General features: G+C 57.2%; 20 protein-coding genes and 1 tRNA gene. 10 read left to right on the top strand and 11 right to left on the bottom strand.

From position 1 onward, the window contains the following. Genes ACTG4M_RS10480 through ACTG4M_RS10470 form a run of 3 tightly spaced genes read right to left on the bottom strand, consistent with a single transcriptional unit; the run spans nt 1 to nt 3,043 of the window. A complete protein-coding gene (locus tag ACTG4M_RS10480) occupies nt 1–468 on the bottom strand; it encodes a GNAT family N-acetyltransferase (RefSeq protein WP_439123602.1) in 468 nt (155 codons plus the stop codon). After that, entirely contained in the window at nt 459–1,160 is a 702-nt protein-coding gene (locus ACTG4M_RS10475; RefSeq protein ID WP_439123601.1) for a response regulator transcription factor, read from the bottom strand. The genes ACTG4M_RS10480 and ACTG4M_RS10475 overlap by 10 nt, the downstream gene beginning before the upstream one ends. Further along, nucleotides 1,157–3,043, bottom strand: coding sequence for a PAS-domain containing protein (locus ACTG4M_RS10470; protein ID WP_439123600.1), 1,887 nt, complete (start codon nt 3,041–3,043; stop codon nt 1,157–1,159). Before ACTG4M_RS10470 ends, ACTG4M_RS10475 begins: the two co-directional genes overlap by 4 nt. A 215-nt stretch (nt 3,044–3,258) precedes the next feature. On the opposite strand from ACTG4M_RS10470, the gene ACTG4M_RS10465 reads away from it, so the two are divergent. The 9 genes from ACTG4M_RS10465 to ACTG4M_RS10425 all read left to right on the top strand — a co-directional run bounded on the left by ACTG4M_RS10465 (nt 3,259) and on the right by ACTG4M_RS10425 (nt 13,908). Continuing rightward, the gene (locus ACTG4M_RS10465; protein WP_439123615.1) at nt 3,259–5,223 is read left to right on the top strand and encodes an AMP-binding protein; all 1,965 of its coding nucleotides are present in this window, start codon (nt 3,259–3,261) and stop codon (nt 5,221–5,223) included. A gap of 136 nt (nt 5,224–5,359) precedes the next feature. Continuing rightward, entirely contained in the window at nt 5,360–6,172 is an 813-nt protein-coding gene (locus tag ACTG4M_RS10460; RefSeq protein WP_439123599.1) for an ABC transporter ATP-binding protein, read from the top strand. A gap of 10 nt (nt 6,173–6,182) precedes the next feature. Next, complete coding sequence (locus ACTG4M_RS10455) at nt 6,183–7,136, top strand: branched-chain amino acid ABC transporter permease (RefSeq protein ID WP_439123598.1); 954 nt, start codon at nt 6,183–6,185, stop codon at nt 7,134–7,136. A gap of 70 nt (nt 7,137–7,206) precedes the next feature. Beyond that, nucleotides 7,207–7,446 (top strand): hypothetical protein, encoded by a 240-nt coding sequence (locus tag ACTG4M_RS10450; protein WP_439123597.1) that lies wholly within the window; start codon nt 7,207–7,209, stop codon nt 7,444–7,446. Continuing rightward, entirely contained in the window at nt 7,446–8,675 is a 1,230-nt protein-coding gene (locus ACTG4M_RS10445) for a branched-chain amino acid ABC transporter permease (RefSeq protein ID WP_439123596.1), read from the top strand. The genes ACTG4M_RS10450 and ACTG4M_RS10445 overlap by 1 nt, the downstream gene beginning before the upstream one ends. A 60-nt stretch (nt 8,676–8,735) precedes the next feature. After that, on the top strand, nt 8,736–10,034 hold the full coding sequence (locus ACTG4M_RS10440) for an ABC transporter substrate-binding protein (RefSeq protein ID WP_439123595.1): 1,299 nt from the start codon (nt 8,736–8,738) through the stop codon (nt 10,032–10,034). Between the two features lie 69 nt (nt 10,035–10,103). After that, nucleotides 10,104–10,928 (top strand): ABC transporter ATP-binding protein, encoded by an 825-nt coding sequence (locus tag ACTG4M_RS10435; protein WP_439123594.1) that lies wholly within the window; start codon nt 10,104–10,106, stop codon nt 10,926–10,928. Between the two features lie 44 nt (nt 10,929–10,972). Further along, on the top strand, nt 10,973–12,145 hold the full coding sequence (locus tag ACTG4M_RS10430) for a phenylacetate--CoA ligase family protein (protein ID WP_439123593.1): 1,173 nt from the start codon (nt 10,973–10,975) through the stop codon (nt 12,143–12,145). A gap of 101 nt (nt 12,146–12,246) precedes the next feature. Then, nucleotides 12,247–13,908 carry a peptidoglycan-binding protein gene (locus ACTG4M_RS10425; RefSeq protein ID WP_439123592.1) on the top strand — a complete coding sequence of 554 codons (1,662 nt, stop codon included), beginning with the start codon at nt 12,247–12,249 and terminating at the stop codon, nt 13,906–13,908. A gap of 4 nt (nt 13,909–13,912) precedes the next feature. Here the strand turns inward: ACTG4M_RS10425 and ACTG4M_RS10420 are convergent, their stop codons facing one another. The 3 genes from ACTG4M_RS10420 to ACTG4M_RS10410 all read right to left on the bottom strand — a co-directional run bounded on the left by ACTG4M_RS10420 (nt 13,913) and on the right by ACTG4M_RS10410 (nt 14,644). Beyond that, a complete protein-coding gene (locus ACTG4M_RS10420) occupies nt 13,913–14,221 on the bottom strand; it encodes a DUF4389 domain-containing protein (RefSeq protein ID WP_439123591.1) in 309 nt (102 codons plus the stop codon). 140 nt (nt 14,222–14,361) lie between these two features. After that, nucleotides 14,362–14,487, bottom strand: coding sequence for a type B 50S ribosomal protein L36 (ykgO, locus tag ACTG4M_RS10415; RefSeq protein ID WP_008562923.1), 126 nt, complete (start codon nt 14,485–14,487; stop codon nt 14,362–14,364). Between the two features lie 82 nt (nt 14,488–14,569). Then, nucleotides 14,570–14,644, bottom strand: a tRNA-Val gene (locus ACTG4M_RS10410). Between the two features lie 146 nt (nt 14,645–14,790). Here ACTG4M_RS10410 and ACTG4M_RS10405 point away from each other — a divergent pair. After that, the gene (locus ACTG4M_RS10405) at nt 14,791–15,654 is read left to right on the top strand and encodes an N-formylglutamate amidohydrolase (protein ID WP_439123590.1); all 864 of its coding nucleotides are present in this window, start codon (nt 14,791–14,793) and stop codon (nt 15,652–15,654) included. A gap of 3 nt (nt 15,655–15,657) precedes the next feature. Here the strand turns inward: ACTG4M_RS10405 and lpxK are convergent, their stop codons facing one another. From lpxK to ACTG4M_RS10380, 5 genes are all read right to left on the bottom strand, one after another. After that, on the bottom strand, nt 15,658–16,650 hold the full coding sequence (lpxK, locus tag ACTG4M_RS10400; RefSeq protein WP_439123589.1) for a tetraacyldisaccharide 4'-kinase: 993 nt from the start codon (nt 16,648–16,650) through the stop codon (nt 15,658–15,660). Continuing rightward, the gene (locus ACTG4M_RS10395; protein ID WP_439123588.1) at nt 16,647–17,852 is read right to left on the bottom strand and encodes a 3-deoxy-D-manno-octulosonic acid transferase; all 1,206 of its coding nucleotides are present in this window, start codon (nt 17,850–17,852) and stop codon (nt 16,647–16,649) included. The genes lpxK and ACTG4M_RS10395 overlap by 4 nt, the downstream gene beginning before the upstream one ends. Nucleotides 17,853–17,877: 25 nt before the next feature. Further along, nucleotides 17,878–18,114, bottom strand: coding sequence for a DUF4170 domain-containing protein (locus ACTG4M_RS10390; protein ID WP_439123587.1), 237 nt, complete (start codon nt 18,112–18,114; stop codon nt 17,878–17,880). A 67-nt stretch (nt 18,115–18,181) separates the two neighbouring features. Beyond that, nucleotides 18,182–18,802 (bottom strand): enoyl-CoA hydratase/isomerase family protein, encoded by a 621-nt coding sequence (locus ACTG4M_RS10385; protein ID WP_439123586.1) that lies wholly within the window; start codon nt 18,800–18,802, stop codon nt 18,182–18,184. After that, complete coding sequence (locus ACTG4M_RS10380; RefSeq protein ID WP_439123585.1) at nt 18,799–19,551, bottom strand: SDR family oxidoreductase; 753 nt, start codon at nt 19,549–19,551, stop codon at nt 18,799–18,801. Before ACTG4M_RS10380 ends, ACTG4M_RS10385 begins: the two co-directional genes overlap by 4 nt. Between the last annotated feature and the right edge of the window lie 92 nt (nt 19,552–19,643).

Raw genomic sequence — 19,643 nt, 5'->3', positions numbered from 1 at the left:
CTAGACCGGCTTGCGAAAGGTGATCGACGTTGGTCGGTCATAGCCGGAATGGCATGTGCGTGCGACCTCGTTGAACCCCAGGGCTTTGAAGGCCGCGTGGTTTTCCGTCAACTCGATGCGTGTTTGTAATTGAATTTCGGTATGGCCAAGTGCCTTGGCGCGGGTTTCGGCCAATTTTATCAGGCGACGCGCCAAGCCCTGATTTCGGGCATTTGTTGTGACGGCGAGTTTACCAAGATAAAGGCAGGTTGGTTTTGCGGTCAGAAACACGCACGCCTGCGGCGGGGTTCCGATCGACCATATTTCACCTGTTGCCGCCTGTTCAGTGACGCGTTCGAGGCTGAGCCGATGCATTGAAGAAGGCGGGGCGATGCGCCCGTCCATGCCAGAGAATTCCTTTTGGATCAGGGTCAACACGTCTGCCAAAGCAGGGTCATCGGGCCACAACCGTCTTGGCGTCAGCTCCACGTCACTTCGCCCAGAAAGATATATCCCGCACCATAAATTGTTTTGATCAGGCGGGGGTTTTTCGGATCTTCGCGCAGCTTTGTGCGCAGCCGCGAGATTCGCACATCCATCGCGCGATCAAAGCTGTCACCCGCCGCACCGCCCAGTGTGTCCTGCATGTAGTCCCGTGTGATCAGACGGTTAGGGCTTTCAAGGAATAGACGCAGCACTTCACCTTCAGCATGAGAAAATGGCGTTTCGGTGCCGGTGTCATCTTGTAGCGAATAGCGGTCGAAATGTGCAGTCCAGCCATTGAAACGTGCGGTCTGGCCGGTTGGTGTAGGGGCCGCCCGTGTGCGCAAACGCGCACGAACGCGGGCAACCACCTCGGCAGGATCGAACGGTTTGATGATGTAGTCATCGGCGCCCAGTTCCAGCCCTGTGATCTTGTCCTGTACTTGCGCACGGCCCGAGATGATGATGACTGTCGCTCCTTGCTCCAGCGCCAAACGATGCACAAGACTGAGCCCGTCACGATCCGGCAGACCAAGATCGACAAGGCAAACATCCGGTGTTGTCCGGCGCAGGGCCGTTTCGAATTCGGCTGCGCGGGCAAAGCACTGAGTGTCGTAGCCCGCGTCTTCGAGAGCTTCGGACAACATTGTGCGGATTGCAGGTTCGTCGTCGAGGATGGTGATCAGCGATTTGGTCATGTCAGGGTATCCTCATGACCCAGAAACGCGGCCAGATCGGATTTGGTGAAGGGTTTGGGCAGAACGGACGTCTTTGCAGCCGCCTCTTGGCGGCGAGGATCGGAAGTGGGAAGCGATGTCATCAAATAGACGGGTTTCTTGACCAAGGCTGTGACCAGTTCAGTGCCCAAAGCCGAGCCTTCAAGAGATATATCGGACAGGACAAATGCAATGTCCGGCACACCATGGGCCAGTGCCAGTGCTTCATCGACGGACGTCGCCTCGATCACGCTATGCCCAAGGCTGGTCAACATTTCGCGGATGTTTGCGCGCAGATCAGGGCTATCTTCGACAAGCAGGACCAACTCGGTTCCCAGATGTTTGGTGGGATGTCGTAGCGGCAGACGTAATGTTACGCGCGCGCCGTAGTCTGTGTTGCCGACCTGCAGCTGACCGCCCGCCAGTTTTGCCATGTCATAAACCATCGACAGACCAAGCCCGGATCCCCCGTCACCCTTGGTGGTATAGAACGGATCCAGCGCGTGTTTCAGGGCATCGTTGGAAAACCCCGCGCCGGTGTCTTCAACAGTAAAATCGATCCATGTGTCGCGTATATCGGTTGCGGTGAGCCGAATGATGCCTTGATTGCCGCAGGCATCGCGCGCGTTCAGGATCAGGTTCAGGAGGCTGTCTTGAAGTTGACCGGAGTCGAGCAAGGCGAGTTTCGTAATGGACGTCTTAACCTTCAGGCTGATGCTGTCGGGCAACGACGGTGCTGCGAGCGTGTGCAGGTCGGCCAGGAAACTGGCCACGTCAAGTGGCTCAGGCCGCCATGCGCGGTGGGCTGTGATGTCGGCGATCCGGTTGAGCAGGTCACCACCCCGACGCGCGGCTTGTAGCGTTGCGGTGATGAGCGGATCGGCATCTGATGGAAGATTGATCCGGGCCAGTTTCGACTGCATGCCAAGGATAATCGTCAGCAAATTGGAAAAATCATGTGCGAGGCCAGAAGTCAGTTGCGCGGCCATCTCGCGGCGTCGGGTTTGTTGCAGCGCGGCACGTGCCTGCGTTTCCTCGGTCACGTCCATAGACAGGATATAAACGCCGTTTTCGGTTTCGTCGGGGGTAAAGGCCACGCGGATGCGGCGGGAGCTGTGCACGTCGGTGAATTCAAAGGTAGACGGTTCTCCCGCCAGCGCCATTTGCAAATGAGGTAGCACGCGGGCATAGGCATCGTCGCCCAGCGCCTCGGAAATATGCAGCCCAACGATTTTTGACGGACGCCCTGGCATCACGTTCGACAAGCGACGGTTCGAAAAGGTGTACCGCCCAGCGCTGTCCACATGGGCGATATGAGCGGGCATCATTTCGGTCGTTAGACGGGTACGCGCCTCCATTTCGGTCAGTTCGCGCTGCGCTTCCTCAAGGGCAGACACGGTGGCCCCCAGTTTGCGGTTTGCGGCTGCCAGTTCTTCAGAGCGGGCAAGCACCTCTTCCGACAGCAGTTCAGAACGGGTGCGCAGAAGCTGTTCCTGTGATTTGACTGCAGTGATATCAGTATAGACCGTCACCCATCCACCTTGCGGCAACGGCGCACCTTCGACGCTGATCGTGCGGCCATTGGCGCGCGTGCGCTCCATATAATGCGGCTGGAACGCGCTGGCCTGTTCGACTCGGATTTTAATAAATGTCTCAATGTCGTCGATCTCACCGTATTCGCCACATTCGGCAAGGTGCCGAATGGTGGTCTCAAAATCCGCACCTGGTTGGGTCAGAGTGCGCGGCAGGGCGAACATTTCAGCAAAGCGCGCATTGCACGCGGCAAGTTTGAGATCGCTGTCATAAATCGACAGGGCCTGTCCTATCAGGTTCAACCCGGCCTGTATGAGTGCGTCGGTTTGCATGAAACATGGTCCAGAAATGGGTCGTCGTGTCTGGCTAGCACCGGATCGACGCGGCGCAAAGGCCATGACGCATCCTGTTACAATTCGAAAGGATTGAGAAAACTTCAGGAAAAAGTTGACCCTCAACCTTCCTTCTGTCCAATCTTGAGACAGAGTCGCGAAAAGCGGACCGTTCGGGAAAAGCCCGGGCAATGGGAGGAAAAGCATTGGCACATATGACCATGGGCGCAGAGGGTCTGCGCTCGGTTCCGGCGCTGTTGGCGCGTAACGCTTCGCAGTATGGCAATTCGCCTGCATACCGCGAAAAGGAATATGGCATTTGGCAAAGCTGGACCTGGGCTGAGGCGTCCAAAGAAATCGAGGCGCTGGCGCTTGGTCTTTTGAACCTTGGTGTGAACGAAGGTGATTTTATTGCCATCATTGGGCGCAACCGACCGTACTTGTATTGGTCAATGGTTGCTGCACAATCGGTAGGTGCGATCCCGGTGCCGCTGTATCAGGACGCAGTCGCTGAAGAGATGGAGTATGTGCTGGATCATTGCGGCGCGCGATTTGCCATCGTGAGTGATCAGGAGCAGGTCGACAAGGTCATCGAAATTCAGGACCGTCTGCACCAGTTCGAGCACATGATTTACCTCGATCCACGTGGCCTGCGGAAATATGATCACGCGCGGCTACATGAGTTCAGCCATGTGCAGAACCAAGGTCGCGCCGCGTACGACGAATACATCAAGGAATCACAGGCGCGGACCGCAAAGCTCGACTATGACAGTACGTGTGTGATGCTCTACACCTCCGGAACGACGGGCAAGCCCAAAGGCGTGGTCCTGTCGAACCGCAATATCATCGAAACAGCAAAATCTTCGTCCGAGTTTGATCATCTCAAGGTCGATGACGAGGTATTGGCTTATCTTCCAATGGCATGGGTTGGAGATTTCATCTTTTCGATCGGACAGGCCTATTGGTCTGGGTTCTGTGTGAACTGTCCGGAAAGCCCGGAAACGATGATGACAGATCTGCGCGAGATTGCGCCGTCCTACTATTTCGCCCCACCGCGTGTGTTCGAAACACAGCTCACCCAGATCATGATCCGCATGGAAGACAGCGGCGCGTTCAAGAAGAAGACATTTAATTATTTCATGGCGCACGCCCGAAATGTCGGGCCGGCGATCTTGGATGGGCACGAGGTCAGTACGTTTGACCGGCTGAAATACAAGTTGGGCGAATTGATGGTCTATGGCCCGCTCAAGAACGCGCTAGGCTTTTCGAATGTGCGTGTGGGCTATACCGCCGGTGAGGCGATTGGCCCAGAAATCTTTGATTTCTATCGCTCTTTGGGGATTAACCTGAAGCAGCTTTACGGCCAGACCGAAGCGTCTGTTTTCATCACACAGCAACCGGATGGCGAAGTGCGGTCTGACACTGTTGGCGTGCCTTCGCCAGGAGTGGAGATCCGGATCGCGGAAAATGGCGAGGTGTTTTATCGCTCGCCGGGGGTGTTCGTCGAATACTACAAGAACGCCGATTCGACAGCCGATACCAAGGATGCCGAGGGTTGGGTGGCCACTGGCGATGCTGGCTTTATCGAAGAGGCGACTGGTCATCTGCGGATTATCGACCGCGCCAAAGATGTGGGTGCGATGGCGGACGGTGCGATGTTCGCGCCAAAATACGTTGAGAACAAACTCAAGTTCTATCCCAACATTCTGGAAACTGTGGTGTTCGGCGCGGGGCGCGACCGTTGTTGCGCCTTTATCAACATTGACCTTGCCGCCGTGGGCAACTGGGCCGAGCGCAATAACATCGCCTATGCGTCCTATCAGGAATTGGCCGGTCATAAGCAGGTTCTGGACACGATCCAGGCCCATATCGAAGAGGTCAACCAGAGCGTGGCGCAAGACCCGATGCTGTCTGGATGTCAGGTGCATCGGTTTTTGGTGTTGCACAAGGAACTGGATGCGGATGACGGTGAACTGACCCGTACCCGCAAAGTGCGTCGCAAGATCATCGGCGAGAAGTTCGAGGATTTGGTGAACGCGCTCTACGATGGGTCTGAGTCGATTTATACCGAGACCGAGGTGACTTACGAAGACGGGCGCAAGGGAAAGATCAAAGCGACGCTTGAAATTCGTGACGCACAGGTGGTGCCGGTGACACCTCAGAAAATGGCAGCGGAATGATGCATATTATTATGTCTTCATCTTCTGACCACGCCTCCAGAATTTTATGGGCTGGGCCAAGAATCTTCGTACGAAGATTCTCTAAAACCCTTAATAAATCATGGAGCCCGCTGGCGCTGACCAAGGGAGCAGGGCAATGAAGGACACCGAAGGATACGTCACCGCAGACGGGCGCCAAATCGGCGGCATGCTGATGGAAATGCGCAATATCACCCTGCGTTTCGGTGGTGTGGTGGCCATTCAGGATATCTCGTTCGACATTCACGAAGGCGAGGTCCGGGCGATCATTGGACCCAACGGTGCGGGCAAGTCGTCCATGCTTAACGTTATTTCAGGGTTCTATACGCCTTCTGAAGGTGAGGTTTGGTATCAAGGTGCCAAGCGTCCTCCGATGAAGCCATTTGAAGTGGCCCGCCAAGGCGTCGCGCGAACCTTTCAGAACATTGCGTTGTTCGAAGGCATGACGGTTCTCGACAACGTCATGACCGGACGATTGACCCATATGAACGCAGGGGTCGCCTCTCAGGCGCTCTGGTGGGGCAAAGCGCGGGACGAAGAAATGGAGAACCGCGAAAAGGTCGAGCGGGTGATCGATTTTCTTGAAATCCAGAACATCCGCAAGACACCCGTGGGGCGTTTGCCATATGGCCTCAAGAAACGGGTCGAACTGGCGCGGGCATTGGCGGCAGAACCGTCACTCTTGCTGCTTGATGAACCGATGGCGGGCATGAACGTCGAAGAGAAAGAGGATATGAGCCGCTTTATTCTCGATGTGAACGACGAATTTGGCACCACGATCTGCTTGATCGAACACGATATGGGTGTCGTGATGGACCTGTCTGACCGCGTGGTCGTCATGGATTACGGCAAGAAAATTGGCGACGGTACCCCAGACGAAGTGCGCGACAATCAAGATGTGATCGACGCCTATCTGGGCGTGCCGCATTGAGGGAGCATACATGCTGAACGACATCTTTATTGCGCCATTTGTGGACATGGTCGAGGCACCGGACTTTCTGATGCAGGTTCTCTGGGAGGGGCTCGTATCGGGCATCCTTTATGCGCTGATCGCGTTGGGGTTTGTGCTGATCTTCCGCTCCAGTCGGATCTTCAACTTTGCGCAAGGCATCATGGTGGTATTCGCCGCTTTGACCCTTGTGGGCCTGTTCGCCATGGGCGTGCCGGCATGGATCAGCGTTGGTTTAACGCTGGGTGTTATGTTTGTTCTTGCCGTGGTCATCGAACGGGTCGTGCTGCGGCCTTTGGTGGGACAGCCGGACATCATACTGTTCATGGCGACCATCGGCATTACGCTATTCCTCATCGGCTTTGGTGAGACCATCTTTGGTGGCGAAAACAAAGTGATGATCACCGAAGAACTGGGCATCCCAACCGGGGACACAGTACTGGAACCCTTTGGTGGTCTTCTGATCCTGCAGCACCTCGACATCACCGTCGTGATCGTGGCGACCTTGCTGGTTCTTGGGCTGCTGGCCTTTCTCAATTACACTCAGATGGGCCGTGCGATCCGCGCACTTGGTGACGACCACCAAGCGGCACTGTCCGTTGGCATCAGCCTGCAGACGATCTGGGTGCTGGTGTGGTTCATCGCCGGTATCATCGCGCTGGTCACTGGTATCGCGTGGGGCGCTCGTGCCGGGGTCAGCTTTGCGCTTGAAGTGATCGCCTACAAAGCGCTGCCGGTTCTGATGCTGGGCGGGCTTGAATCCATCACTGGCGCCATCGTCGGTGGCCTGATGATCGGCATTCTGGAAAAACTGTTCGAGATTTATTGGGGCCAGCCTTTGTTGGGTGGCAACACCGAGACTTGGTTCGCCTTTGTGCTGGCGCTGGTTGTTCTGCTCTTCCGCCCGCAAGGTTTGTTCGGAGAAAGGATCATCGAACGAGTCTAGCGCAGCGCGGGGCGCGCTGCACACGACAAGCGATCCTTGGGTCACACACCCGTCCAATGAAAGAAATGACATGGCAAAATTGATAGCAATTCTGAACGTCGTCGCCTGGTCTGGATTCTGGGCCTTTGGCTACCTCGCCTTGTCTAGCGGCTCTGAGGCGGGATCACAGACCGTGGTTGCCATCCTTTTAGCGGCGGTTGGCGGTGCTCTGGGTCTTTGGGCTTATTTTTGGCTGATCCGCCATAGCGAGATCACTGGGTATGCCAAACCGCGCAACCGCGTGGTGATCAGCGAAGAGGAGTCCGCCTAATGCTCTACCGTACGGCTGGCCAGTTCAAGACGAGCTACAACGCCGATCAGGCGCTTTTCCCAGTCAAGCAGGATGCCATTCTACTGACGATCATCCTGATCTTTGGTTGGATCATCTTCCCGATGTCCGCATCGGAATTCACATTCCAGACATTGCTTATCCCGATCCTGATCTATGCGCTGGCCGCGATGGGGCTGAACATTCTGACCGGGTTTGCCGGGCAGCTTAGTCTTGGCACAGGGGCCTTCATGGGGGTGGGGGCCTATGCCTGCTACAAAATGGTCACCCTATTCCCATGGATGAACCCGATCATCGCGATCCTTTTGTCGGGTGTGTTCAGCGCGGGGATCGGTGTGGCATTCGGCATTCCCAGCCTGCGGATCAAGGGCTTTTATCTGGCCATTGCAACGCTGGCGGCACAGTTCTTTCTGGTCTGGTTGTTTGAAAAATGGTCGTGGCTCTACAACGACAACGCCTCTGGCGCGATCCAGGTGCCCAACCTTGAGATGTTTGGCGTCTTCATTTCTGGTCCCCAAGCCGCGTCCGTCACCGAATACTATATCGTTTTGTTTGTCGTGACGCTGCTGACGCTCCTTTGTATCAACCTCACCCGTGGCAATCTGGGGCGCACGTGGAAAGCGACTCGGGATATGGACATCGCGGCGGAACTGATCGGGATCAACCTGATGAAGTCCAAGCTGACTGCCTTTGCCGTGTCGTCCTATGTCGTCGGTGTGGCGGGTGCGCTCTACGTCTTCATGTGGAAGGGTGCGGCTGAACCAAACGTGTTCGACATTCCACTGTCATTCCAAGTGCTGTTCATTGCCATCATTGGTGGCCTTGGCTCGATCATGGGAAACTACTTGGGGGCCATTCTGATCGTGGGTCTGCCGGTTGTGCTGAACGTGGTCGCAGGGACGCAAGTGTTCGAAATCTCGGCCCCCGCAGCCATTCTGATGGTCGCGTTGGTCGCAGCTGCGACGTTCCTCTTTTGGGTGGCGCGCAATTTGTGGGGAGTTGGTGCAGCGTTGGGCTTTGGGGTAGTGACGCTGATCTACGGTTATGCGCAGCTCTCGGGCTTCCGCATCGACTCGGCCCTGATCGAACATATCAATGTGATGATCGTCGGCGCATTGATCATTTTCTTCCTGATTATCGAACCACACGGATTGAATCAGCTTTGGCGTTTGATCCGCGAGAAACTGATTATCTGGCCATTCCCGCACTGATGTGGGTGGGCCCAAGACCAAGAACCAAAAATACATGACAGATCCAATGGGAGGACAACCATGAAACACTTTACCAAACTGGCCACAGCGGCAGCGCTTGGCACCGTAGTTGGCACGGCGGCCATCGCGCAAGAGCTGTATACTCCGAACCTCGCATACCGAACCGGGCCTTTTGCGGCGACAGGTATTCCGCTGATGAACGGTCAGGCCGATTACATGACGCTGCTCAACGAGCGCGATGGCGGCATCGGCGGCGCGATGATTGACTTTGAAGAATGCGAAACCGGTTATTCCACTGAAAAAGGTGTGGAATGCTACGAAAAGACCAAAGGCTCAGCCATTGTGACTCAGCCGTGGTCCACCGGGATCACGCTACAGGTTCTGCCCAAGACCAACGTTGACGAAATTCCGATCCTTGCTCCCGGTTACGGCTTTTCGCCGATGGCAGACGGCAAAGTGTTCCAGTGGGCGTTCAACATGCCTGCAGGCTACTGGGATGCCGCGGATATGATCGTTCAGTACCTTGAAGGCGAAGGATCGCTTGACGGTAAGAAGGTTGCCTTCCTGCATCTGGATCACCCGTTCGGGAAAGAACCTCTTCCCGTTCTGGAAATGCACGCTGCCAATAAAGGCTTTGAACTGCTGCCGATCCCGGTTGGTCTCAAGGAAATGCAGAACCAGTCGGCACAGTGGCTGCAAATCCGTCGTGAGCGTCCGGACTATGTCGTGATGTGGGGCTGGGGCGCGATGAACGCCGGTGCCATCACCGAAGCCGTGAAAACCAAGTTCCCGATGGAAAACTTCATCGGCGTCTGGTGGGCAGGTCATGATGCGGACCTCAAGCTCGTTGGTGACGATGGCAAAGGGTACAAGTCGATTTCCTGGTCGTTCCCGAATATGGACGCACCGATCATGAAAGAGATCAAAGAACAGGTCATCGACGCCGGTCTAAGCCAGACCAACGAAGAAGAGATGCAGGGCGTTTTCTATGGCCGTGGCCTTGTGATGTCGGCGATCCTCGCCGAGGCGATCACAAACGCACAGGAAAACTTTGGAACTGCCGAAATCGACGCGACACAGCTGCGTTGGGGCCTTGAGAACATCAACCTCACCGAAGAGCGGATTGCAGAGTTGGGCATGGAAGGAATGGTGCCGCCATTCGCAACCTCCTGTGCAAATCACACCGGTCACTCGGGGGGCTGGATGCTGGAATGGGACGGCGCAAAGTTCGTCAAGGCGTCTGATCTGCTCAAGCCAAACGTAGATGGCTATGCAAACCTGATCGCAGAAGCATCTGCTGAATATGCAACATCGAACGCACCGTGGGCGATGAATGAAGAGTGCTCGGCCACCAACTAAGGCCAGTCTGTCCCGGCGGCGTATGTCGCCGGGGCCCTTTTAGGACATTTTCAAAAACAAAGGCCCGCCATGCTGGACGCCGGACGCACAAACGAGACCTTGCTTGAGGTCAACAATATCGAGGTGATCTACAATCACGTGATCCTCGTTTTGAAAGGTGTGAGCCTGACCGTAAAGAAAGGTGGCATCACCGCGCTTTTGGGTGGCAATGGCGCGGGTAAGACGACCACGTTGAAAGCGATTTCTAACCTGCTGCATTCTGAGCGGGGCGAAGTCACCAAAGGCTCGATCATTTATCAAGGCGAGCGGGTGCAGGACCTCGATCCTGCAGCTTTGGTTAAGCGTGGCGTTATTCAAGTGATGGAGGGCCGCCATTGTTTCGGACACCTCACCGTCGAGGAAAACCTGCTGACCGGTGCGTACACGCGCAAGGACGGCAAGGGCGCAATCGAGGCCGATCTGCAGTTGGTTTATGACTATTTTCCACGCCTCAAGGAGCGCCGCAAAAGCCAAGCTGGCTACACATCGGGTGGCGAACAGCAGATGACGGCGATTGGCCGCGCATTGATGTCACGGCCCGAAACCATCCTTCTGGATGAACCGTCGATGGGCCTTGCCCCGCAGTTGGTGGAACAGATCTTTGAAATCGTGAAATCGGTGAACGAAAACGAAGGCGTGTCGTTCCTTCTTGCTGAACAGAACACCAATGTCGCGCTGCGCTATGCGCATGAGGGCTACATTCTCGAAAACGGGCGCGTCGTGATGGACGGCCCCGCGTCAGAGCTGCGCGAAAACGCGGACGTTAAGGAATTCTATCTTGGTGTCTCGGATGACGGCCGCAAGTCTTTCCGCGATGTACGCAGCTACCGGCGCCGTAAGCGTTGGCTTGCTTGAATTTTGCCCGTGCAATGAACTGAACAGACAAGGCTTTTGATGCCATGAGCACCCATTTCGACGACTTGGAAACCCGAAGCCCGGACCAACGCGCAGCCGATCAGCTTGCCGCGTTGAACGGGCTGTTGCCATCTCACGGCTTTGACCCGCTTGCCGATCTGTCCGAGCTGGCTACCCTGCCAGTGCTGCGCAAGTCGGATCTGAGCCAGCGTCAAAAGGACAAACCGCCCTTTGGCGGGCTGCCCGTTTCGAACCTTGCGCATATCTTCCAATCGCCCGGTCCGATCTACGAACCTGGTGGCGTCAGCCGCGACTGGTGGCGTATGGGGCGGTTTCTGCATGCTGCGGGTATCGGTACAACCGACATCGTTCAGAACTGTTTCGGCTATCACCTTACCCCGGCTGGTATGATCTTTGAGAACGGCGCACGCACCGTCGGCGCAGTGGTCTTGCCCGCCGGGACGGGCCAAACTGAACTTCAGGTGCAAGCAGCCCATGACGTCGGTGTCACCGCCTATGCAGGCACGCCCGATTACCTCAAAGTGATTCTCGAAAAAGCCGACGAAATGGGCGTATCGCTTGGTATCGCCAAAGCCGCTGTCTCAGGTGGCGCGCTCTTTCCGTCCCTGCGCGAGTGGTACAAGGATCGTGGGATTTCCTGCCTGCAATGCTATGCGACAGCAGATGTTGGTCATATTGCCTACGAGACCCCGGCGATGGAAGGTATGATCATTGATGAAGGTGTGATCGTTGAAATAGTCACCCCGGGGACGGGCGATCCGGTGGCCATAGGCGAGGTTGGCGAAGTGCTGGTCACTTCCCTAAACCCCGATTACCCGCTTGTCCGCTTTGCCACCGGCGACCTAAGCGCGATGATGCCGGGTCACAGCCCATGTGGTCGAACAAACGCCCGCATCAAGGGTTGGATGGGCCGTGCCGATCAGACCACCAAGATCAAAGGTATGTTCGTCCGCCCCGAACAGGTGGCCGCTTTAGTCGCAAAACATACCGAGATCGACCGCGCCCGCGTCGTGGCAAGCCGTGAAGGCGAGAGTGACGTTATGACGGTCCGCATCGAAACAGCGGCGGGGGACGCGGCGGCGTTCGAACCCAGCATCGCGGAAACTCTCAAGCTCAAGGGTCGCATCGAACTCGTAGCGCCTGGTGCACTCCCACGTGACGGATTGGTGATCGAAGACATCCGCAGCTACGACTGATCCGGCAGGTCAGAGATCGGCCCCAGGCAAAAACGCAGTCCGTTATTGGATAACTCTTGGCTTTCGTGCGTTAGTCTTGTGACATGGACGGAGGACCACCCATGAAAAGACTCGCGTTTTCGATTTCGGCAACTCTAGCCCTGACCACATCGGTTTGGGCAGATGGAAGCGATCTGTTGATCATCGGCAACAACGACCCGGGGATGCTGCAACGCCTGACGGGAACAACAGATCTAGAAAGTGCCGAAACAGCGTTCAAAGAGCGCGGTGCAGAGGTAAGCCTCTCCACAAGCGCCGATGCAGACGCCATGCGCAACGCCTTTCGAGGCTTTGCCACGGGTCTTGATACCACAACCGTCGATATCGGCGTACTGCTGACGGGTCGTTTCCTGTCCACCATTGCGGGCACTTATCTTTTGCCTGACGGCATGGAAACGCCCACACTTGCCGATGTTCTCACCGATGGGTTCCCTCTTGATACCGTCTATGCCGTCGCTGCGGAATATCCGGGTCAGGCGCTAATCATTCTTGGCGAAGTGGATGGTCGGAGTGATCTTGCCGATGGACTGTCGGTGACAGTGCCACTGAACGACATCCCCCAAGGCGTGACCGTAGCGATTGGTCCTGCAGGCGATGCTGTCCGTTTTGTCAGCCGTTTATCCATAGCCACCGGAGAGGATGTGTTGCCTTTGGCCCGTGCCGAGGGGCTTAGCCTTATGGGGTTTGTGCCCCGCGCCCTGCCGATGTTCGCGGGCACCGACGTAACGCTGCCGCAGATCACACCGGATTCCCCTGAAGATCGCAGCGCGGAGGATGCAGCCGCGTGGAACCGCGCGGTCTCTGCGGACACAGAGGCGGGCTACGACACTTACCTTGCGGCGTTTCCCGAAGGCCGTTTTGCTGGCGAAGCCCGCCAGCGGCTGGCCACCATCCGGTCAGAGCCATTCTATCGCGAAAAGCAGACCGAAACCGACCTCGAGTTGTCCCGCGACGCACGGCGCGAGATTCAGCGTGACCTATCGCTCTTGGGTTACAACACGCGAGGCATCGATGGCATTTTCGGACGCGGCACCCGTGGTGCAGTGACCGCCTGGCAAAACACAAATGGCCTGCGTGCATCTGGTTATCTGGATTCGGATCAGATTGCGCGACTGGATGCTCAGGCTGAACGTCGGGCGGCAGAACTCGAAGAAGAGGCGCGCCAACGTCAGGCGCAATTGGAACGGCAGGACCGGACATTTTGGTCCGAAACCGGCGCGCAAGGCGATGAGCCGGGTTTCCGCGCGTATCTCAAACGGTTCCCGGATGGAATCTACGCCGAAGAGGCCCAAGGTCGGCTGGATGTCATAGAAGATCAACGCCGCGCCCAAGCCGAGGGTGAAGACCGTCGTCGCTGGCAAATCGCGCGCGAAACCGATACGGCAGACAGCTACCGCGCCTATCTGGCGGAACGGCCCAATGGTGCTTTTGTGGAAGAAGCGCGCGCGCGGATCGACTATTTCATCAACAATTCTGAACAGATTGCCCTGAAAGAGCGAGCGCAGGCGGATGAAGCGGCGTTGGGGTTGAACGCTGCGGCCCGCCGGCTGGCGGAGGCGCGTCTGGCCGATCTCGGATTAAAGCCGGGGGCTGTAGACGGTACGTTTGACAAAGATGCGCGCCGCGCCATCCGACGCTATCAGGATGCCCGCAAGCTGCGTGTGTCGGGGTATCTGGATCAGGCCACCGTCGTGCGGCTTATGGCCGATACGATACTGCGCTGATCGGTCAGTCTAGGTCCGTCCATGGCCAAGGTTTCACATTGCTGGCCGCTGTCTGATACCGCGCGGCCTTGGCGATCCAGATGCCAAGGTCGGTGCCAAACTCGGACAGGCGTTCGTTGTGTTGCTTGTTGCTGACTAGCATAATGACAAACTGGACCACTGTCATGACGCCCAGAATTGTCTGTGCAACCGATATCATGATGGCGATTAGGATCATGTAAATCAGCCGTTCTAGCAGACTGTCGGTCTTGTCTGGTTTCGGCTGTTCGCCGTGCAGACGGCCTGCAACCTTGTCTTCGTCAGCCTGTGCCATGTCGATTTCCTTGCAGCGCACCATCGTTTGCGAAAGGTTACTGGATTCGCGGCGGATAGGCCAATCCTGACCGTTAGCCTGCTCAAAAACAAAAAAGCCGTCCCAAAGGACGGCTTTCTCGTAAAATCTGCGGGGTCCGCTTAGCCCTGACGGGCTTTGAACCGGCGCTGCGTCTTGTTGATCACATAGACGCGGCCCTTGCGGCGCACAACGCGGCAGTCGCGATGGCGGTTCTTCAGCGAACGAAGCGAGTTCTTGACCTTCATTTGGTCTCTCCTCTTATCGCGGCGCGCGAGCGCCTTGGTGGTTGCGGGTGCCCCGGGCCTAAACCCGAGACGGCGAATTCAATGGTGGGCGATACAAGGTTCGAACTTGTGACCCCTTCGATGTCAACGAAGTGCTCTACCACTGAGCTAATCGCCCTTAATCCCATTGCGATTTATGAGCCCCAAAAAAAAGGGGCGCGTAAACCCGCGCCGGTGGAGCGGTCTATAAAAGGAGTCGGAACCGGGATCAAGGGCTTTGGTCACAGAAAAAATCGGTCTATGTATAAGACATAGGGAGAGCACATGCCCAAAGTCGCATACCACCTCGTTCAGCCAGAAGCCCATACCTCGCGGGTGGTATTTGCGTCGCCGCATTCTGGCCGTGACTACAGTTGGAATTTCATGCGCCATACCTCATTGGACGAGGTGACAATCCGGTCATCCGAGGACGCATTTGTGGACCGTTTGTTCGACTGTGCACCGCAATTCGGCGCACCGTTTATCAAGGCCGGAGCGCCGCGCGCGTACATAGACATGAATCGCTCGGCTGAAGAATTGGATCCCGCGCTAATCGAAGGTGTCCGCCGGCAAACGCATAATCCGCGCGTGGCGTCTGGCCTCGGCGTGGTCCCTCGCGTCGTGGCCAATGGCCGCGCTATCTATCGTGGCAAGCTGCCTTATGCCGAAGCTGAACGCCGTATCGCGCAGTTCTGGCATCCCTACCACGATCAGTTGCGCAAATTGATCGCCCAAGCGCATGGCCAGTTCGGCGAAGCAATTTTGATTGATTGCCACTCCATGCCGCATGAAGCGTTGGATGGTGTTGCAAAGGCCTCGGCTCGCCGGCCGCAGATTGTCCTTGGGGACCGGTTTGGAGCGTCTGCCAGCCAGACGGTTGTCGACCAGATTGAGGCTGCCTTTACTGACGCCGGATTTGTCGTGGCCCGCAACACACCTTTTGCCGGGGCCTATATCACTCAGGCCTACGGCCGCCCGTCGCGCAATCAACATGCTGTCCAGATCGAGATCGATCGCTCGATCTATATGGACGAATGCGCCGTCCGCCCGAACGCGAATTTCCACAATTTTCGTAAGATTTTGCGCAGCGTGATCGCCGAGATCGCAGCGACAGGTCAGGCGAATGACATGCCGCTCGCCGCAGAATAACCTTCAGTCGAAAAGACTGAGCAGCGCCATCTTGAGCGGCGCATCGTCCGGGATGGTTAACCGAACAGGCACAGTCAGCACCTTCATCCGGTAGCTTTGGGGCAAACGAACCGCGTCTTTCTCGGTTGTGACCAACTGCGCCCGTGCCGCCAGCGCGTCTTTTTCCAACCGTGCCAGCAGCGCTGGTGTGAGCGGCTGATGGTCGTCCAACGCGCGTGTCTCGACCAACTCGGCCCCCAGACTCTTGAGCGTCAGAAAGAACTTTTCAGGATGCCCGATCCCGGCAAAGGCCAAACAGCGCAGCCCCTCCCAATCCATCCCGGTCTGCAAAGGGGCTAGGTGCCCAGTCAGATGGGGCAGTGGGATATGCGAGGACCATTGGTCGAAAAACTGTGCCTGCGCCTCATCCGACCCGATAGACAGCACAAAATCGGCCCGTATCATTGCCGCTGCCACAGGTTCGCGCAAGGGACCAGCTGGGATGCAACGCCCGTTGCCGAACCCTCGGGTGGCGTCCACAACGATCAGCGACAGGTCCTTCCCGAGGCTTGGATTCTGCAATCCGTCATCCATAAGGATGACCTGCGCCCCCGCCCTCACGGCGGCTTTTGCGCCATTCGCCCGATCCTGTGCAACCCAGACAGGGCCAAACGCCGCCAGAAGCAACGGTTCGTCACCGACCTCGTCAGCGCTGTGACGACGGGGATCGACTTGAACAGGGCCTTCCAACGATCCACCATATCCGCGCGACACAACATGGACGGTTTTGCCCATGTCCGACAGCATCTGCATCAGCGCAATCACAGTTGGTGTCTTACCGGTCCCACCTGCGTTAACATTGCCGACACAGATCACCGGAACGTCCGCTTTGAATGGCTTACCTTGCCGCAATCTTCGCGCTGTCAAAGCGGCATATATTGCGCCAAGTGGGGCCAGCAGACGTGCGCTCAGGCCTGGTGACTGAGGCGACGCGTCCCAGAAAGAGGGCGGTCTCATCGCGTGCCTTCCATCTCATCCAGCCATTCGTTTATCTGCGTCAGCACCAGATCGGCCGTCTCGGCCCCGGCAGACACCACGTTCCATCCGGCGTGGGCCATGGCTGCAGCACGATCGGGTGCAATCAGATGCGAGACGGCTGCACTGAGCGAATCCATGTCTTTGACAATGCGAGCGGCACCGGCAGCGACCAGCCTAGAATAGGATTCAAGATGACGTCCTACATTTGGCCCATAAAGGATCGCCGATCCCAATGCAGCGGCCATCATAGGTGAGGCCCCACCTGTTTTCCCGGCTAGGGATCCACCCAAGAAACAAAGCGGCGCCATCCGGTACCAAAGACCCAACTCACTGTCATCTCCGGCCAGCAGAACCTGCGTGTTCTCATCCGGCATATCGCCATTATCCCACCGCGCCAGTCGCAAACCCACTTCATGGCATTGCTCTGTGATGACCGGCTCGTCTTCGGGTTCGGCTGGTACGATTACCAACAACAATCGGTGCGCCAGACGCGCCGCCCTTCGGTGCGCGCGCAAGATCGCGTCGGCTTCATCCAGTTGGATATGCGCACCCAGCCAGACAGGCCGTCCCGCCAATGCGGTTGTCAGCTCCTCGTGTAATCCATCATGGCTGGACAAAGGAAACACCTCGGGTTCCAGCGGCGAGGCCACCTCAACCCGGTCTTCCGGAACTCCAAGCTTGCGCAAACGGATCGCGGATGTCTTGTCCTGTGCAAGAATGCTGTGAAACAGGCTTAGAGCGCCCGCGGATGCGTCCGGTAGAAACCGTTTCGAAGGCTGCCGCCACGGGGCGTCCGCTGCATCGACCAACAAAAGATGTGTTCCCGATTGGGCAGCCTCATGGATCAATGCAGGCCGCAACCCGTTGCCGGCCCAAACAAGGATATCGGGCCGCCAATGGTCCAGAAACCGATGCACATCGCTCAGGGTTTCAGAAGGTGGCGTGCTGATCGACTGGCCATCAATCTCAAACCCTTCTCCGGACGTCGAATCGCAGGTGAGCAATAGCGCAAAGTCTTCGCGTTGATGCCGCAGGCGTTTGATCAGCGTCAGAAGCGTTTCCAACCGGGTGCGCGTGTCACTGTGCAACCAAAGCACCGGGCCCGCTGGCCGGTCGGCCCAATGCGCGGCCTCCTCGATCAAGCGGTCTTGTCCCCGGGCCAGCGCCAGATAGGCGGTCAAACTGAACGGCCTGCGCGCCAAATGGTCAGTCCTGCGCCTCGGGGGCGGATGTGCTGGCGTCCATCAGTTTCTGAAGATCGCCAAGGAAATAGCGCATATGCGCATTGTCTACGGTGCGCTGCGCCTCGGTTTTCCAAGCGTCATAGGCGGTTTTGCGGTCCGCAAAAATACCGACGACATGGATGTTTTCGGGATCTTTGAACACGTTTTCAGACGGCGTCACCAGTTCTCCGCCAAAGACGATATGCAGGTGCTGGGCCATAAGGCGCTCCTTCTTTCTTTGCTGCGGTGCAGCCAACGTACGTGCCTGCGGTGGCGGGTCAAGGTGATTAGTGCAGCCTTTGTGCGATCAGCCCTTTGATAGCACGGGCATGATCAGGCGTCGCGGCGCAGACATCTTGCGCTAGCTCTCTTGCACGATCCAACAACGATTCTGGTTCCGTGACCTCGTCAATCAGACCCCAGGTCAGCGCATCGTCGGTGGTGATCTTCTGTCCTGCCATCAGGATCATCTTGGCCCGCGACGGGCCAACAAGCGCCGACAAACGAGCGGGATCAGATGGTTGCGGAAGAAACCCAAGTTTCATCACGGGATAGAACACTTTTGTACCGGGCACGGCGATGCGCAGATCACACGCCAGAAACATCCCCATCGCGCCACCGGCCACGGTGCCGTTGAGCGCAGCAATGGTCAGCCCAGGATGACGCGAAATCGCGCCCGACAACCGCTCCCACAATGCGCTGGTGGCAAGACCTGCCTTTGCCGCCTCAAGATCGGCACCAGCGGAAAACACCTTGCCCATGCCGGTCAGGATGATGGCCCGCGCCCCGCGTGCCTCTTCGACACCGACGCACAACGCCTCCAACATGTCAGCCTTCAGAGAATTCGCTTTATCGGGACGATTGATGGTCAGTACACATAGCGTGCCGTCGTTCTGAACGTCGATCATATTAGGCCAACCTTCTTGCGAATGCCTTCATCCCTAAGCGAGATTTCCTCGCCGAGATACGCATCCGAGTCCGCGCCACACATCCACAGCAATGCCTTGGCCGGCCAGTCAGCGGGAATGTGATCGGACCAGTCCAATTGGCTCACCGGGTTGATGCCGCTCGCTTTGATTTCGCGCTGCATCTGGGTCGCTACGGTGCCAGGCGATAATCCCATCGCTCGAATGCCTTTGTCGGCCATTTCTTTGTGCAGGCACATTGTCAGCATTGCGGCCCCTGCCTTGGAGGCACAGTAATGCGACCATGCCTCGACCGGGCCATGCGCGGCCCCAGAGCTAACCGTCAACACTGTGCCGCCCCCAGCGGCTTCCATTACTGGAAGTGCTGCACGCATGCCATGGAACACGCCTTTGAGGTTGATGTCGATGGCCTGACCCCAGCCATCCGGATCGGCCTCGTCCATGCGCGCAATGGGCTCGATCACGCCAGCATTGTTGATCAGGATATCCAACCCGCCAAATGCGGTGACACAGTTCTCGACCGCTTGTGCAACTTCCCAGTAGCGGCTGATGTCACAGGGAATGGCGACGGCTGTTTTGCCGATCTCACCTGCCAGATCCGCGATGCTGTCTGCGCCGCGTGCAACCAAGGCGACATTTGCCCCGGCTTCGGCGAAAACCCGCGCAGCTTCGGCCCCGATGCCGCGACTGGCACCTGTAATAAGCACGGTACGTCCTGTTAAATCAGTCATGCGACGGCCTCCCTTATTCGTTCACTGCAGTGCTACTGCGGACAGAAGGCGGGGTCCACCCACTTGACCCTGTCCGGCAGGAGGTCGAAGTT

The organism is Marivita sp. (assembly GCF_965656765.1).
Classification (GTDB): domain Bacteria; phylum Pseudomonadota; class Alphaproteobacteria; order Rhodobacterales; family Rhodobacteraceae; genus Marivita.
The sequence above is the reverse complement of the archived record's forward strand: the minus strand, read 5'-3'. Positions and strand labels throughout refer to the sequence as shown.

What these genes read in the sequence shown, in the direction of transcription:
- ACTG4M_RS10475 (WP_439123601.1), bottom strand. Translation starts at nt 1,160, where the DNA reads ATGACCAAATCGCTGATCACCATCCTCGACGACGAACCTGCAATCCGC.
- ACTG4M_RS10470 (WP_439123600.1), bottom strand. Translation starts at nt 3,043, where the DNA reads ATGCAAACCGACGCACTCATACAGGCCGGGTTGAACCTGATAGGACAG.
- ACTG4M_RS10465 (WP_439123615.1), top strand. Translation starts at nt 3,259, where the DNA reads ATGACCATGGGCGCAGAGGGTCTGCGCTCGGTTCCGGCGCTGTTGGCG.
- ACTG4M_RS10460 (WP_439123599.1), top strand. Translation starts at nt 5,360, where the DNA reads ATGAAGGACACCGAAGGATACGTCACCGCAGACGGGCGCCAAATCGGC.
- ACTG4M_RS10455 (WP_439123598.1), top strand. Translation starts at nt 6,183, where the DNA reads ATGCTGAACGACATCTTTATTGCGCCATTTGTGGACATGGTCGAGGCA.
- ACTG4M_RS10450 (WP_439123597.1), top strand. Translation starts at nt 7,207, where the DNA reads ATGGCAAAATTGATAGCAATTCTGAACGTCGTCGCCTGGTCTGGATTC.
- ACTG4M_RS10445 (WP_439123596.1), top strand. Translation starts at nt 7,446, where the DNA reads ATGCTCTACCGTACGGCTGGCCAGTTCAAGACGAGCTACAACGCCGAT.
- ACTG4M_RS10440 (WP_439123595.1), top strand. Translation starts at nt 8,736, where the DNA reads ATGAAACACTTTACCAAACTGGCCACAGCGGCAGCGCTTGGCACCGTA.
- ACTG4M_RS10435 (WP_439123594.1), top strand. Translation starts at nt 10,104, where the DNA reads ATGCTGGACGCCGGACGCACAAACGAGACCTTGCTTGAGGTCAACAAT.
- ACTG4M_RS10430 (WP_439123593.1), top strand. Translation starts at nt 10,973, where the DNA reads ATGAGCACCCATTTCGACGACTTGGAAACCCGAAGCCCGGACCAACGC.
- ACTG4M_RS10425 (WP_439123592.1), top strand. Translation starts at nt 12,247, where the DNA reads ATGAAAAGACTCGCGTTTTCGATTTCGGCAACTCTAGCCCTGACCACA.
- ACTG4M_RS10420 (WP_439123591.1), bottom strand. Translation starts at nt 14,221, where the DNA reads ATGGCACAGGCTGACGAAGACAAGGTTGCAGGCCGTCTGCACGGCGAA.
- ykgO (WP_008562923.1), bottom strand. Translation starts at nt 14,487, where the DNA reads ATGAAGGTCAAGAACTCGCTTCGTTCGCTGAAGAACCGCCATCGCGAC.
- ACTG4M_RS10405 (WP_439123590.1), top strand. Translation starts at nt 14,791, where the DNA reads ATGCCCAAAGTCGCATACCACCTCGTTCAGCCAGAAGCCCATACCTCG.
- lpxK (WP_439123589.1), bottom strand. Translation starts at nt 16,650, where the DNA reads ATGAGACCGCCCTCTTTCTGGGACGCGTCGCCTCAGTCACCAGGCCTG.
- ACTG4M_RS10390 (WP_439123587.1), bottom strand. Translation starts at nt 18,114, where the DNA reads ATGGCCCAGCACCTGCATATCGTCTTTGGCGGAGAACTGGTGACGCCG.
- ACTG4M_RS10385 (WP_439123586.1), bottom strand. Translation starts at nt 18,802, where the DNA reads ATGATCGACGTTCAGAACGACGGCACGCTATGTGTACTGACCATCAAT.
- ACTG4M_RS10380 (WP_439123585.1), bottom strand. Translation starts at nt 19,551, where the DNA reads ATGACTGATTTAACAGGACGTACCGTGCTTATTACAGGTGCCAGTCGC.